Origin of the sequence: Streptomyces sp. NBC_01012 (genome assembly GCF_045162755.1) — a bacterium.
GTDB lineage: Bacteria > Actinomycetota > Actinomycetes > Streptomycetales > Streptomycetaceae > Streptomyces.
Genome location: NZ_CP108688.1, coordinates 5,608,831 through 5,622,716 on the forward strand (window position 1 = coordinate 5,608,831; position 13,886 = coordinate 5,622,716).

The window sequence follows — 13,886 nt, forward strand, 5'->3', positions numbered from 1 at the left end:
CGCGCACGCGCGTGGCTGAAGCATTTTCCGAAACATGATCAGGAGGCAACCCGTGAGCGCGACCGCGGACCACGCGGAGGAACGGACCAACACGGCCGCAAGGCTTGGGTTCGAACCCGGACAGGTGGTCCAGGAGATCGGCTACGACGACGACGTCGAGCAGGAGCTCCGTGAGGGCATTGAGGCCACAATCGGCCAGGAACTCGTCGACGAGGACTACGACGACGTCGCTGACGTCGTCCTGCTCTGGTTCCGCGACGAGGACGGCGACCTTACGGACGCGCTGGTGGATGCCATTGGTCTGATCGAGGACGGCGGAGCGGTCTGGCTGCTGACGCCCAAGACAGGCCGCGACGGATACGTCGAGCCGAGCGACATCAACGAGGCTGCCCAGACAGCTGGTCTTGCCCAGACCAAGAGCATCAACGCGGGCAAGGACTGGACGGGCAGCCGTCTGGTCACCCCCAAGGGGGCCCCGGCCAAGCGCTGAGCTCTTCCATCACGACCCCGGCCCCCGACGGCATCCCGCCGCCGGGGGCCTTCGTGTGCGCGGGCGCGGGCCTGTCCGGGGCCTCCTGGCGGCCCTGCGTAGGGTGGGTGTCACCCGGACGGCCCAGGCCGGGGAAGTGTGACGTTCGTGAAGGGATGCGTGTACATGGCGATCGAGGTCGGCACGAAGGCTCCGGATTTCGAGCTCAAGGACAACCACGGACGCACCGTGAAGCTCTCTGACCTCCGTGGTGAGAAGAACGTGGTGCTGCTCTTCTACCCCTTCGCCTTCACCGGTGTCTGCACGGGAGAGCTCTGCGCGCTCCGCGACGAGCTGCCCAGGTTCGAGAACGACGACACCCAGCTGCTCGCCGTCTCCAACGACTCCATCCACACCCTGCGTGTCTTCGCCGAGCAGGAGGGCCTCGAGTACCCGCTGCTCTCGGACTTCTGGCCGCACGGCGAGACCTCGCGGGCGTACGGCGTCTTCGACGAGGACAAGGGCTGCGCGGTGCGCGGCACGTTCATCATCGACAAGGAGGGCGTGGTCCGCTGGACCGTCGTCAACGGTCTGCCGGACGCGCGCGATCTGAACGACTACATCAAGGCGCTCGACTCGATCTGATCCGGTGGGATCCGGTCGGATCCGGGGCTTGCGAACCACCGGATCCGGGGATCTCCTGGCGGCGACCGGCCAAAAGCCTGTTTTGGCCGGGAACCGGTCACTAGGATCCAAACGTTGATCCTATGCCAACGCACGACGGGGGCGCTGGTGTCTGCCGGCCCTCTCAAAACTTTTGGAGGACTCGTGGGAGTCAGCCTCAGCAAGGGCGGCAACGTCTCGCTGACCAAGGCCGCGCCGAACCTGACGGCGGTCATCGTGGGTCTGGGCTGGGATGCCCGGACGACTACCGGCGGTGACTTCGACCTCGACGCCAGCGCGCTGCTGACGAACGCCGAGGGCAAGGTCGGCAGTGACGGGAATTTCGTCTTCTTCAACAACCTCAAGAGCCCCGACGGCTCGGTCGAGCACACCGGTGACAACCTCACCGGTGAGGGCGAGGGCGACGACGAGATCATCAAGGTCAACCTGGCCGGCGTACCGGCCGACGTCGACAAGATCGTCTTCCCGGTCTCGATCTACGAGGCCGAGGGTCGCCAGCAGAGCTTCGGCCAGGTGCGCAACGCGTACATCCGCGTGGTGAACGAGGCGGACAACAGCGAGCTCGCCCGCTACGACCTGAGCGAGGACGCCTCGACCGAGACCGCCATGGTCTTCGGCGAGCTCTACCGCAACGGCGCGGAGTGGAAGTTCCGTGCCATCGGCCAGGGGTATGCCTCGGGTCTGCGCGGCATCGCGCAGGACTTCGGCGTCAACGTCTGAGCCGGTCCGGGAGATCCCCCGGACACCTTCAGCTCCACCGCGTCCGGCGTCGCACCCTGTGCGGCGCCGGACGCGCTCGGCAGGGCATCCCGCGTCCATCGGCGCCGTTGCCGGGCCGAACGACCGTCCAACGACTCGGGGAGGACACACCATGGGCGTCACGCTCGCCAAGGGAGGCAATGTCTCCCTCTCCAAGGCCGCACCCAATCTCACTCAGGTGCTGGTCGGGCTCGGCTGGGACGCACGATCCACGACCGGAGCCGACTTCGACCTCGACGCCAGCGCGCTGCTGTGCCAGTCGGGCCGGGTGCTCGGCGACGAGTGGTTCGTGTTCTACAACAACCTCACCAGCCCCGACGGCTCCGTCGAGCACACCGGTGACAACCTCACGGGCGAGGGGGAGGGCGACGACGAGTCCGTCATCGTGAACCTCACGCAGGTGCCGGCGCACTGCGACAAGATCGTTTTCCCGGTCTCGATCCATGAGGCCGACAACCGCGGTCAGACCTTCGGGCAGGTGGCCAACGCCTTCATCCGGGTGGTGAATCAGGCGGACGGCCAGGAGCTGGCGCGGTACGACCTCAGCGAGGACGCGTCCACGGAGACGGCGATGATCTTCGGTGAGCTCTACCGCTATAACGGTGAGTGGAAATTCCGTGCAGTCGGACAGGGGTACGCGTCAGGGCTCCGAGGCATCGCTCTAGACTTCGGGGTCAACGTTTCGTAAAGCCGCGCTCGGCGCGGGGGAGCCCCGTACTCAGTCGGGGGAGACCCGTACATACACGATGGGGTAGCCAGTGCTTCTGAAAACCTTCGGCTGGTCGTTCGCGGTTACCGCGGTCGGCCTGGTCGCAGCGGTGTTCTACGGGGGGTGGCAGGCATTCGGCATCGTCGCGATCCTGTCCATCCTGGAGATCTCGCTGTCCTTCGACAACGCGGTGATCAACGCCGGGATCCTGAAGAAGATGAATGCCTTCTGGCAGAAGATCTTCCTCACCGTCGGTGTGCTCATCGCGGTCTTCGGCATGCGGCTGGTGTTCCCCGTCGTGATCGTGGCCATCAGCGCCCAGCTGGGTCCGATCGAGGCCATCGACCTCTCGTTCAACGACCCTGACAGGTACAAGGAACTGGTGACGGACGCCCATCCGTCGATCGCCGCCTTCGGGGGCATGTTCCTGCTCATGATCTTCCTCGACTTCATCTTCGAGGACCGTGACATCCAGTGGCTGCGCTGGATCGAGCGTCCGCTCGCCAGGCTCGGCAAGATCGACATGCTGTCGGTCTGCGTCGCGCTGATCGTCCTGCTGATCTCGGCCATGACGTTCGCCACCCAGGCGCACCAGCACGGTGGCACGCACGCCGACAAGGCGTCGACCGTCATGCTCTCCGGAATCGCGGGTCTGATCACCTATCTCGTGGTCGGCGGTCTCTCCGGATTCTTCGAGAACAAGCTCGAAGAGGAGGAGGAGCGCGAGCACGAGGCCGAGGAAGAGGCCAGGAAGTCCGGGAAGTCGGTCTCCTCGGTGGTCCTCGCGGGCAAGGCCGCGTTCTTCATGTTCCTCTACCTCGAGGTCCTCGACGCGTCCTTCTCGTTCGACGGCGTCATCGGCGCCTTCGCCATCACCAACGAGATCGTCCTGATGGCCCTCGGCCTCGGTATCGGCGCCATGTACGTCCGTTCGCTCACGGTGTACCTGGTCCGCCAGGGCACCCTGGACGACTACGTCTACCTGGAACACGGCGCGCACTACGCGATCGGCGCCCTGTCGATCATCCTGCTCGTCACCATCCAGTTCGAGATCCACGAGCTCATCACCGGTTCCGTCGGTGTCATCCTGATCGCCTGGTCCTTCTGGTCCTCCGTGCGGCGCAACAAGGCCATGGCGGCGGCAGGCGGCGAGGGCGGCGACGGCTCCGCTTCCAAGGCGGAAGTGTCCTCCGGGGTGTGACCCGGTAGGGATTGAGGAACGCTCTCTCTGCGGGGCGGCCCACGGTGGCGGTTCTCCGGGAACACCCGGACCCGGCCCGACGGCCGCCCCGCAGCGATGTGCGGGGCCTGTGGGACGAGCGGGCCGTATGTGCGGGGGCCGGACGGTACTACCGAGACATGTGGGGGTTGGGATGGGCTTCTGGGACGGCCTTTTTCCGCGGCGGGCGGCGCAGTTCGAGTCGGGTAACTCCGCGACGAACTCGATCGTGCTCTCCAAGCGCAACGCGACGGTCTCGCTGACCAAGCAGGGCGCGCTTTCGGGCAATCTGCGCGTCAACCTTTCGTGGCGGATGCGTACTTCGGACATCGGCGGACGGCCGCAGCAGAGCGGCAGGCTGCTGCGGCCGATGAAGCTGTTCAAGCCGGACGTGGTCCAGGCGCACACCCAGGGCATGGTCAACGTCGACCTGGACCTGGGCTGCATGTACGAGCTGTCGGACGGCACGAGGGGCGTCGTGCAGCCCCTGGGCAACCTCTTGGGCGACCTGAACGCGCCGCCGTACATCAGGCTCAGCGGGGACGACCGGTTCGGGGCGCCGTCGGGCGAGACCGTCTATGTGAACCTCGACAAGCACGAGGAGTTCAGGCGGCTGCTGTTCTTCGTGTACATCTACGACCAGACCCCGGCCTTCGACCGTACGCACGCCAAGGTGACGCTCTATCCGGGCAACGGCCCGCGCATCGAGATCGACCTGGACGAGCACGCCCCGGAGGCCCGTTCCTGCGCCGTGTTCACCGTGGAGAACGTCAAGGGCGAGCTGATCGTGCGCCGCGAGGTGAAGTTCGTGTACGGCTTCCAGTCCGAGCTGGACCGAATGTACGGCTTCGGCATGCAGTGGGGGCGCGGCTACAAGACACGGGCCTGAGTGCGCACCGTGGGGGGCGAACCCGCCCCCGGCTCACGACCGGATGAACTGCGGGCCCTGCGGCGGGAGTACGAAGGCCGGGTCGGCGGCATGCGCAGCGGCCGCCGCCGGCTGCGGATAGCCGTACGCGGGCTGGGCCGGGGCGGCCTGCGGGTAGCCGTAGGCGGGCTGGGGGGACGCGGCGGGCTGCTGGGGGTAGCCGTAGGCCGGCTGGGGCGCCACCGGCGGCTGTGGGTAGCCGTACGCGGGCTGCTGGTGCTGGATCGTGGCCTGGGAGTCGGGCGAGGGCTGTTGGGCCCCGCCTGCGGCCTGCGGCGCGGCCTCCGGCGCCGGCGGGAAGGACGCGGACGGGTCGGGGACGCCGGGCGCGGCCGCCGGGCCGGACTCGGAGGCCGCCTCGGCCTCGTCCACCGAGATCCCGAAGGCGGTGGCCAGTCCGACGAGGCCCGTCGGGTAGCCCTGCCCCACCGCGCGGAACTTCCAGCCGTCACCGCGCCGGTACAGCTCACCGCAGATGACGGCGGTCTCCTCGCCGGTCTCCGCCCGCACATCGAACACCGCGAGCGGCTCGCCGTCGGCGGAAGCCGCGTCGTACAGCGATATCCGCAGATCCGTCACGTGCTCGAAGGCCGCCTCGTCGCAGGAAGCGGCGATGACCACCTGCTCGACGGAGGGGTCGAGCGAGGAGAGGTCCGCCTCGATGGTGTCCGTGAGCCCTTCGGGGGCACTGCGCTTGGGCAGCCGCCGCACGAGGCCCGAAGGGTGCCGCGGCTGGTTGTAGAAGACGAAGTCCTCGTCGGAACGCACCTGTCCGGAGGGACCGATCAGCAGCGCGGAGGCGTCCACATCAGGAACCCCGGCACCCGGGGTCCAGCGCAGCACGGCCCGCACGGCCGTGGCGTCGAGGGGGACGTTCGATCCCTTCAGCATCGCGTGCGTCATGGCGGTCATCCTGCCTGCTGGGTGGGGGTCCGGACAACGCGGGGGTACGAAACAGTAGGCCAGGAGCCGTTCGCCAGGGGCACGCAGGCGCGCCGCGCGGGGTGTGAGATACGCCGGGGACACCTTGAGTTCACCGGGACGGGGAACCGGCGACACCTGTCCGAACGTATTATTACCGGCCACATGTATGTCCGGTCCATAAGGCAGTACGGGGGAATCACATGCGTCATTTCGGGCACATCTCGCCCGCTGTCCGGGAGGCTCTGTTCTTCAGGGAGCCGCGCGAATTCGACGCGGGTTCCCCCTCCCGCATGCTGTCCGCGGCCCTGGGAGCCACGCTCTACAGCCCCGCGACCCGGCCCAGGCTGGCCGACGACGTGATCAGGCAGAGCGGGCGTGGAGTCGTCTCCATGGTGCTCTGCCTGGAGGATTCCATCGACGACGCCGAAGTGGTCGGCGCGGAGGCCAACCTGGTCCAGCAGTTCGCCGAGATCGAGGCGCGCGACGCCGATGTGCCGCTGCTCTTCATCAGGGTCCGCGAGCCTGAGCAGATTCTGGACCTCGTACGGCGGCTGGGAAGCTCCGTCCGATTGTTGTCCGGATTCGTACTTCCGAAATTCACGGAAGAGCGGGGCGAGCTCTTCATGGAGGCTCTCACCGCGGCCGAAGCGGAGAGCGGGCACCGGCTGTTCGCGATGCCGGTCCTCGAATCTCCCGAACTGCTGCACCTGGAGACCAGAGGCGAGACCCTGCGGGGGATAGCCCGCACCGTCGACAAGTACCGCGAGCGGGTCCTGGCGCTGCGGCTCGGCGTGACCGACTTCTGCTCCGCCTACGGTCTGCGCCGGGCCCCGGACATGACGGCGTACGACGTCCAGATCGTCGGCGCGGTCATCGGCGACGTCGTCAACGTGCTGGGCCGGGCGGACGGCACCGGCTTCACCATCACCGGGCCCGTATGGGAGTACTTCCGGCTTCAGGAGCGGATGTTCAAGCCCCAGCTGCGCCGCAGCCCCTTCATGGGAGAGGCCGAGGAGCTGCGCAACGCGCTCATCGAGCACGACCTCGACGGGCTGCTGCGTGAGATCGAGCTCGACCGGGCCAACGGGCTGCTCGGCAAGACCTGCATCCACCCGTCGCACGTGGCTCCCGTGCACGCGCTGTCGGTCGTCAGCCACGAGGAGTACTGCGACGCGCAGGACATCCTGCGGCCCGAGCGGGGCGGCGGCGGAGTGCTGCGCTCCGCCTACACGAACAAGATGAACGAAGTGAAGCCCCACCGCGCCTGGGCCGAGCGGACCCTGCAACGGGCCGAGGTCTTCGGCGTGGCCCGCGAGGAGGTCGGCTTCGTGGACCTGCTGGCCGCGGCCGTGGCGGCCTGAGCGTGGACACGGTGGACACGGACGGGTACGGCCGCGCGGGCGAGTGGATACGGGAAGAAGAGGCAGTGGACGAAGCGGATGGAACGGACGCAGCGGTGAGCGGCGTGGAGTGGTCGGGCAACTGGGTCGCGGAGCGGCTCGGGGTCGAGCTCGTCGGCGAAGGGGAGCTCAGGGAGCTGTTGGGCCTCGCCCTGCGCCGTAACCCGAAGCGGGCCCATCTGCTCGTCTCGAACGTCCTGGGCAAGCATGTGCCGCAGCGGCCGTCCGTCGTCCACGGTGTCGGCTTCGAACTCGGCGAGCGGGTACGCGACCTGCTCGGCGAGGCGGAGGCCGGCCGCGCCGTCGTCCTCGGATACGCGGAGACGGCGACCGGGCTCGGCCACGCCGTCGCGGACGGGCTCGGGGTGGCCCCGTACCTCCACTCGACCCGGCGCCCCGTCGCCGGTGTCGCACAGGCGGGCGGCTTCGAGGAGGCGCACTCGCACGCCACCTCCCATCTGCTGCTGCCCGAGGACCCGGACCTGCTGGACGCCACCGCGCAGGGGTCGCCGCTGGTCCTGGTCGACGACGAGTTCTCCACAGGCAACACCGTCCTCAACACCATCCGGGCCCTCCACGCCCGCTACCCCAGGGACCGGTACGTCGTCGTCGCCCTGGTGGACATGCGCTCCGAGGCCGACCGGGGGCGGCTCGCCGAGTTCGCCGACGAGATCGGCGCCCGCGTCGACCTGGTGGCACGCGCCCGTGGCACCGTGCGGCTGCCGGACGGGGTCCTGGAGAAGGGCCGCGGCCTGGTGGCCGAGCACGAGGCGGCTCACGGGGAGGACGCGGTGGGTGGGACCCCTGCGGTGGGTGGGGCTCTCGCGGTGGGCGGGACCCTCGCGGTGGATGAGCCCGCCGTGCCACGGCCCGCCCCCCTCCGCGTCGCCCTGGACTGGCCGGCCGGTGTACCCGACGGCGGACGGCACGGCTTCACGCCGGTCCACCGCGCGGCCCTCGAAGCCGCCCTCCCCGGCATGGCCGCCCGCCTCGCCGACGCCCTGGGCGACGCCCGCAGGGTGCTCGTCCTCGGCTTCGAGGAGCTGATGTACGCACCCCTGCGGCTCGGCACCGCCCTGGAGGACGCCACCACCGCCGAGGTCCGCTACTCCACCACCACCCGCTCGCCCGTGCTCGCCGTCGACGACCCGGGCTACGCGATACGCAGCCGTCTCGTCTTCCCCGCCCACGACGAACCCGCCGACGGGCCGGGCGACCGGTACGCCTACAACGTCGCGGGAGCGGGCTTCGACGCCGTCGTGGCCGTCGTCGACTCCACCGCCGACACCCCCGCCCTGCACGCCCCCGACGGACTGCTGGCCCGGCTCGCCGAGCACACCGGCCAGGTGCTGCTCGCGGTCGTCCCCTCGTACGTCCCCCCGCCGCCCCACGACTGGCAGGAAGCCGCCATGCTGCCCGAACCCCTCAGGGGACCCGCCTTCTCCTCCTACGCGGCGGACGACGTCGGCTGGCTGCTCCAGGACCTCTCGGACACGGCCCTGGAGGCCCCCACCGAGGAGCGCGAGGAGGCGATCCAGAGCGGCGGCGCCCACTACGCGGAATCGCTGCCCGTCGAATACCAGCCCAGCGCGCGGTACCAGGAGCTCTTCAAGGCCGCCCTGGACACCTCGGCATCCCGTATCGCCCGGGCCGTCGGCACCGTCACCGAAACCGTGCTCGCCGAACGCGGACCCCGGCCCGTGCTGGTCTCGCTGGCCCGCGCCGGCACCCCGGTCGGCGTCCTGATGCGCCGCTGGGCCCAGCACCGCCACGGCCTGGACCTGCCGCACTACGCCGTCTCCATCGTCAGGGGCCGCGGTATCGACGCCAACGCCCTGCGCTGGCTGGCCGCCCACCACGACCCCGCGGATGTCGTCTTCGTCGACGGCTGGACGGGGAAGGGCGCCATCACCCGCGAACTCGCGGCGGCACTGGAGGAGTTCGCGGCCGGCGATCCGGAATCCGGGCGCTTCGACCCGGAGATCGCCGTGCTGGCCGACCCGGGTGGCTGCGTACGCACGTACGGCACGCGCGAGGACTTCCTCATCCCGTCCGCCTGCCTCAACTCCACCGTGTCCGGGCTGATCTCCCGTACGGTCCTGCGCTCCGACCTGGTCGGGCCGCACGACTTCCACGGCGCGAAGTTCTACCGTGAACTCGCGGACACCGATGTCTCCGGGCTGTTCCTCGACACGGTCGCCGCCCGCTTCGACGAGGTCGCCGGAGCCGTGGACGCCGAGGCGAAGGAACTGCTCGCCGCTGACCGCGCCCCCACCTGGGAGGGCTGGGCCGCCGTCGAACGCATCAGCGAGGAGTACGGCATCCACGACGTGAACCTGGTCAAGCCCGGCGTCGGCGAGACGACCCGGGTGCTGCTGCGCCGCGTCCCCTGGAAGATCCTGGCCAAGCGGGGAGCCGGCGCCGACCTCGACCACGTACGGCTGCTGGCCGAGCAGCGTGGGGTCCCGGTCGAGGAGGTCGGGGAACTCCCGTACACCTGCGTCGGGTTGATCCACCCGAAGTACACGCGCGGCGCCACAGGCGCCGACGGCACCGCGGTGACGGAGGTGACGGCGAAGTGACCGAAAAGGTGAACGCGTCCGTGCCCGAGGACGCTTCCGCGAATGCCCCCGCGAATGCCCCGGGGAATGCCCCCGTGACACTGGTGGCCAGTGATCTCGACCGCACCCTCATCTACTCGGCGGCGTCCCTCCAGCTGACCATGCCCGACGCGCAGGCCCCGCGCCTGCTCTGCGTGGAGGTGTACGGCGGCGCGCCCCTCTGCTACATGACGGAGACGGCCGCCGCGCTGCTCGACGAACTGGCCCGCACCACGGTGTTCGTCCCGACCACCACCAGGACCCGCGAGCAGTACGGCCGCATCCACCTGCCAGGACCCGCACCCCGGTTCGCCATCTGTGCCAACGGCGGACACCTGCTGGTCGACGGCGTCTCCGACCCCGACTGGCAGGACCACGTGGCACACCGGATCGCCGGCGAGTGCGCCTCGCTCGCCGAGGTCCGCGCCCACCTCAAGGCGACGGGCGACCCCTCCTGGCTGCTCAAGGAACGCGTCGCCGAGGACCTCTTCGCCTACCTCGTCGTCGACCGCGCCGCCCTCCCCGACGGCTGGGTCAAGGAGCTGACGGCCTGGGCCGACCCGAGGGGATGGACCGTGTCGCTCCAGGGCCGGAAGATCTACGTCGTACCCAAGCCGCTCACCAAGAGCGCCGCGATGCGGGAGGTGGCCCGCCGCAGCGGCGCCACGCTGACGCTCGCCGCCGGTGACTCGCTCCTGGACGCCGATCTGCTGCTCGCCGCGGACCGGGCCTGGCGCCCAGGCCACGGTGAGCTCGCCGACTGCGGCTGGGGCGCGCCCAACACCGAGGTGCTCCGGGAGCGGGGCGGCGCCGCGGGCGAGGAGATTCTGCGCCGCTTCCTGCGCGCCGCCGACCCCGTACGCGCGGGTCGCTGAGGGAACCGGCGGGCCGGCACCCCGCCACGGGCTCAGCCGCAGCAGCCCCCACCGCAGCAGCCCCCGCCGGCCGCGGGTGCGGCGGCCGGAGCGGCGGCGGAGCCCGAGCCGCCCACGGCCACGGTGGAGAGCAGCTTCACGGTGTCCTCGTGCCCGGCGGGGCAGGAGGCGGGATCGGATGACTCGGCCATCGGGCGGCTGAGTTCGAACGTCTCGCCGCAGGGGCGGCAGCGGTACTCGTAACGAGGCATGGCCCCAGATTAGAGCCTCTCGACCAGGGACTCAGAGTCCCTCGCCCTTCGCGACACCGGGCATCGGGGTGCGTGCCCGGCGCTGCTCCCTGGCGACCTGCGCGGGGTGGCGGGCCCGCCAGTACGGGTTGTCGTGGGGCAGGGCGCCGCTGACTCTCCCGTACATGCCGAACATCATCAGCAGCAGCCCGACCACGAAGCTGAACAGCACGTTCTGCATGTGGAAGGCCAGGAAATTCGCGCCGCTGTCCAGCAGGGCCAGATTCACGAACCCGCTGAGGATGAAGGCGACCCCCAGGACCATGTTCAGGGTGGAGGCGAAGTTCCCGCCGATGAGCATGCCGACGAAGAGCAGCAGCCCGACACAGATGGACAGGACGCTCAGCGTGCCGTTGGTGTTGAGGCCCGCCACCGTGGCGCCGCCGGTGTCGAAGTAGCCGATACGGTCGATGAGCCCCAGGATGCCGAAGGCGACGAGCAGCAGGCCCATCAGGCCCGCGCCCACCCGGTAGACGCGGCTGAGGCGGTGGTCGACGGGCAGTTGTTCGTCCAGGACGGCCGTTCTGCGGTGGACGGGCCGGCTGTGACGGCGCGGGGGATGCACGATGTGTGTGGCCATGACGGCCTCCTTCGGCCTACCGGCCAGGGGCGCATCGGCGGATCGCCGGGATGCGTGAGCCGCCGCGTACCTCCAGGATCGGCCCACCGGCCGCCGGGGACAAATCAGCGCCGGGCGGCAGCACCGGGGTGTACGGGGTGCGGTCGCCGGGGTGCACCGGGCAGCGCACGCCGGGGTGCGCACGCCGGGCTGCACCGGGCAGCGCCGGGCGGCATGACGCCGCGCGCCCGGTGTGCTCAGGCGCCGCTTCCCAGGTCCTCACGGATGGCGGAGACCACCCGGGTCGCCGTCGCGCGCACCGCATCGGTCTCGGTCAGGAAGTGCCAGTAGTCGGGGTGGCGGCCTTCGAGACCGGCGATGGCCCGGTCCAGCCGACCCACGGCGTCGTCCAGCGGGCGGGCATGGCGCGGATCCGGCGTCTGCCGGCCGGCCATGGCAAGACGCTGGGCGTCCCTGAGCGCGAATCGGGTGCGCTCGATCTCCGCCTGCGGATCCTTGGCGACCGCGTCGAGCTGCTTCAGCCGGTCCCCGGCGGCGGACACCGCCTCATCGGTCGCGTTGAGCAGCGCCCTGACCGTGCTCAGGCGGGACGTCGCGTCCGCCCAGCGCTGCTCGGACCGCGCGGCGGCGGCCTCCGCGAGCTTCGTCTCGGCCTGCCGGACATTGACCGAGGCCTGCTCGGGAACCGGCTGCAGGTCCTGCCAGCAGGCGGCCGAGAAGCGCCGCCGGAGCTCGCTGAGCACCGGCTCGACCTGCCCGGCGCGGGTGGTCAGTGCCTGGGCCCTGGTGCGCAGCGACACCAGCCTGCGGTCGATCTCGGCGGCACGCTCGGGCAGCTGCTCCGCCTCCGCGCGCACCGCTTCGGAGTCCCGCAGCACCTGGTCCGCGCGCTGAAGGGTCTCCGCGACACCGTGCTGCCCCGCACCCTGGTTGAGCTTGGTCAGCTCCGGGCCGAGAGCCGCGAGCCGGGCCGCGAGCTCGTCCGCCCGCAGCCCGGACGCGCGCACGGTGTCCAGGGCGTTACTCGCGGCGAGCAGCCCCTGCCGGGCCCGCTCCACAGCGGGAGCGAGCCGCGCGAGCTGGGTCTCCGCGCTGCTGAGCAGCGTCCCGAGCCCCTGGGAGAACCGGTCGAGCTCGCCCTTGACCCGTACGAGATCGTCCTTGGCCCGGGTCAGCTGGGTCCGCGCACCCGCGGCCGCCGAGGGCTCCAGATCGTCCCGGTCGAGGTCATGGGCGTCGACCGCGGTGATGTAGTCGTGGCTGGCCGCGTCGATGCGCCGGCCCAGCTCGGCGAAGTCCTCCACGGCCTTGCGGGCGCGCGGCGAACTGTCCACGGCGGTGATCGTCTCGATCGAGATCCGCAGATCGCGCTGCGCGGTGTCCAGCTCGTAGAAGGCGTTGGCCGCCGCGTCCTTCGCCGCCTGCGCGTCAGCACGCTGACTCTCCCCACGCCCCCCGAACCAGCGGCGCGTGCCCCCGCCGGCGAAGGCGCCGGGCAGTGCGGCGGCGACGAGAGGAACCGGCAGCAGCATCAGCACCAGGACGTCCCTGACGGCGGAACCACCACTCGCTTTCGCCTGCGGCCGCGTGTGTGTCGCCGTCACATCCCTCTCCCGTGCCGATTCACCCTGCCCGGTTCATTCTCGCACCAGTTAGGACGAACGCACGGGTCGGTTAGTTCGCACTTCGGACTGTGATTTCTCCGTTGTCGCTGCGCGCCTTCACCACGTGCTTGCTGCTGTCGCTGCGGGGCACCGTGACGGACACGTCACCGTTGTCCGCGGCGGCGGACACGGCGTACGTCTCCTTCCCCGCGGGAAGGTCGATGGCGATGCGCCCGTTGTCACTGACCGTGTCCACCAGGTCGGGGATCTCGGTGAACCCGATCTTGATCGACCCGTTGTCCGAGCGGGCAGTCACGGAGGCTCCCGAGATCCGGTCGGCCTCGATCGAGCCGTTGTCCGAGCTGAGCTCCACCGGTCCGGAGATGTCGCTCACCTGGATCCCGCCGTTGTCGCCGGTGAGCTTGAGCGGGGCGCTGAACCCGGTCGCGGCGAGCTCGCCGTTGCTCCCCGTCGCGGTCAGGGCCACCCCGCGGGGCACCTTGACCACGTGGTGCCCGTCACAGTCGCTGATCATGCCCCCGCACTTCACCTCGAGCCTCAGCGTGTCCCCGTCGAGCTTCCACACGGGGTCGGGCCCACTGCCGAGCACGACCCACCCGCCGACCCGGCGGGTCACCTCGATCTCCTTCACATCGGCGGACACGAGCTCCAGGCTCGAATTGTCGGCGGCGATGGTGAGCGCCTTCCCGCTGAAGGCGAACGACTTGTGCTCGTCGGGCGCGTCCTTCATGTCCGTACTGCCACAGCCGCTGAGCGCGGCCATCAGCAGCACGGTCCCGCCGACAGCCACGAGTGCGTCGGTACGTCGTGTACGGATGGTCATG

14 protein-coding genes are annotated in these 13,886 nt (G+C 70.1%); 9 read left to right on the plus strand and 5 right to left on the minus strand.

All coding sequences use genetic code 11. The features are described 5' to 3' along the window. The first annotated feature begins 52 nt into the window (after window positions 1–52). The 6 genes from OG623_RS25130 (at window position 53) to OG623_RS25155 (ending at window position 4,729) form a co-directional block, all read left to right on the plus strand. Complete coding sequence (locus tag OG623_RS25130; protein WP_406149437.1) at window positions 53–490, plus strand: DUF3052 domain-containing protein; 438 nt, start codon at window positions 53–55, stop codon at window positions 488–490. 165 nt (window positions 491–655) lie between these two features. After that, on the plus strand, window positions 656–1,114 hold the full coding sequence (locus OG623_RS25135; RefSeq protein ID WP_362888018.1) for a peroxiredoxin: 459 nt from the start codon (window positions 656–658) through the stop codon (window positions 1,112–1,114). Between the two features lie 183 nt (window positions 1,115–1,297). Then, entirely contained in the window at window positions 1,298–1,873 is a 576-nt protein-coding gene (locus tag OG623_RS25140; RefSeq protein ID WP_406149439.1) for a TerD family protein, read from the plus strand. 151 nt (window positions 1,874–2,024) lie between these two features. Next, window positions 2,025–2,600 carry a TerD family protein gene (locus tag OG623_RS25145; protein ID WP_406149441.1) on the plus strand — a complete coding sequence of 192 codons (576 nt, stop codon included), beginning with the start codon at window positions 2,025–2,027 and terminating at the stop codon, window positions 2,598–2,600. A gap of 70 nt (window positions 2,601–2,670) precedes the next feature. Further along, window positions 2,671–3,822, plus strand: a complete 1,152-nt coding sequence (locus tag OG623_RS25150; protein WP_406149443.1) for a DUF475 domain-containing protein — start codon at window positions 2,671–2,673, stop codon at window positions 3,820–3,822. A gap of 172 nt (window positions 3,823–3,994) precedes the next feature. Beyond that, window positions 3,995–4,729 carry a Tellurium resistance gene (locus tag OG623_RS25155; RefSeq protein WP_406149445.1) on the plus strand — a complete coding sequence of 245 codons (735 nt, stop codon included), beginning with the start codon at window positions 3,995–3,997 and terminating at the stop codon, window positions 4,727–4,729. A gap of 33 nt (window positions 4,730–4,762) precedes the next feature. On the opposite strand, the gene OG623_RS25160 is transcribed toward OG623_RS25155, so the two are convergent. After that, complete coding sequence (locus OG623_RS25160) at window positions 4,763–5,680, minus strand: TerD family protein (RefSeq protein ID WP_406149447.1); 918 nt, start codon at window positions 5,678–5,680, stop codon at window positions 4,763–4,765. Window positions 5,681–5,892: 212 nt separating this feature from the next. Here OG623_RS25160 and OG623_RS25165 point away from each other — a divergent pair, with 212 nt between their 5' ends. The 3 genes from OG623_RS25165 (at window position 5,893) to OG623_RS25175 (ending at window position 10,567) form a co-directional block, all read left to right on the plus strand. Further along, the gene (locus tag OG623_RS25165) at window positions 5,893–7,053 is read left to right on the plus strand and encodes an HpcH/HpaI aldolase/citrate lyase family protein (RefSeq protein ID WP_406149449.1); all 1,161 of its coding nucleotides are present in this window, start codon (window positions 5,893–5,895) and stop codon (window positions 7,051–7,053) included. 65 nt (window positions 7,054–7,118) lie between these two features. Further along, window positions 7,119–9,674, plus strand: coding sequence for a phosphoribosyltransferase (locus OG623_RS25170; RefSeq protein ID WP_406149451.1), 2,556 nt, complete (start codon window positions 7,119–7,121; stop codon window positions 9,672–9,674). A gap of 83 nt (window positions 9,675–9,757) precedes the next feature. Further along, a complete protein-coding gene (locus OG623_RS25175) occupies window positions 9,758–10,567 on the plus strand; it encodes an HAD family hydrolase (RefSeq protein WP_406151997.1) in 810 nt (269 codons plus the stop codon). 32 nt (window positions 10,568–10,599) lie between these two features. Here OG623_RS25175 and OG623_RS25180 read toward each other — a convergent pair whose 3' ends face one another. The 4 genes from OG623_RS25180 to OG623_RS25195 form a co-directional block, all read right to left on the minus strand. Further along, a complete protein-coding gene (locus tag OG623_RS25180; RefSeq protein WP_406149452.1) occupies window positions 10,600–10,818 on the minus strand; it encodes a zinc ribbon domain-containing protein in 219 nt (72 codons plus the stop codon). A gap of 31 nt (window positions 10,819–10,849) precedes the next feature. Further along, window positions 10,850–11,437, minus strand: coding sequence for a DUF4383 domain-containing protein (locus OG623_RS25185; RefSeq protein ID WP_406149454.1), 588 nt, complete (start codon window positions 11,435–11,437; stop codon window positions 10,850–10,852). A 236-nt stretch (window positions 11,438–11,673) separates the two neighbouring features. Beyond that, window positions 11,674–13,041 carry a hypothetical protein gene (locus OG623_RS25190; RefSeq protein WP_406149456.1) on the minus strand — a complete coding sequence of 456 codons (1,368 nt, stop codon included), beginning with the start codon at window positions 13,039–13,041 and terminating at the stop codon, window positions 11,674–11,676. A 70-nt stretch (window positions 13,042–13,111) separates the two neighbouring features. Further along, complete coding sequence (locus OG623_RS25195) at window positions 13,112–13,885, minus strand: DUF4097 family beta strand repeat-containing protein (RefSeq protein ID WP_406149458.1); 774 nt, start codon at window positions 13,883–13,885, stop codon at window positions 13,112–13,114. Window position 13,886 lies beyond the last annotated feature (1 nt).

Excerpts from the sequence above, each read along its gene's own strand:
- OG623_RS25160 (WP_406149447.1), bottom strand. The coding sequence starts at position 5,680 with ATGACCGCCATGACGCACGCGATGCTGAAGGGATCGAACGTCCCCCTC.
- OG623_RS25165 (WP_406149449.1), top strand. The coding sequence starts at position 5,893 with ATGCGTCATTTCGGGCACATCTCGCCCGCTGTCCGGGAGGCTCTGTTC.
- OG623_RS25135 (WP_362888018.1), top strand. The coding sequence starts at position 656 with ATGGCGATCGAGGTCGGCACGAAGGCTCCGGATTTCGAGCTCAAGGAC.
- OG623_RS25155 (WP_406149445.1), top strand. The coding sequence starts at position 3,995 with ATGGGCTTCTGGGACGGCCTTTTTCCGCGGCGGGCGGCGCAGTTCGAG.
- OG623_RS25185 (WP_406149454.1), bottom strand. The coding sequence starts at position 11,437 with ATGGCCACACACATCGTGCATCCCCCGCGCCGTCACAGCCGGCCCGTC.
- OG623_RS25195 (WP_406149458.1), bottom strand. The coding sequence starts at position 13,885 with ATGACCATCCGTACACGACGTACCGACGCACTCGTGGCTGTCGGCGGG.
- OG623_RS25180 (WP_406149452.1), bottom strand. The coding sequence starts at position 10,818 with ATGCCTCGTTACGAGTACCGCTGCCGCCCCTGCGGCGAGACGTTCGAA.
- OG623_RS25145 (WP_406149441.1), top strand. The coding sequence starts at position 2,025 with ATGGGCGTCACGCTCGCCAAGGGAGGCAATGTCTCCCTCTCCAAGGCC.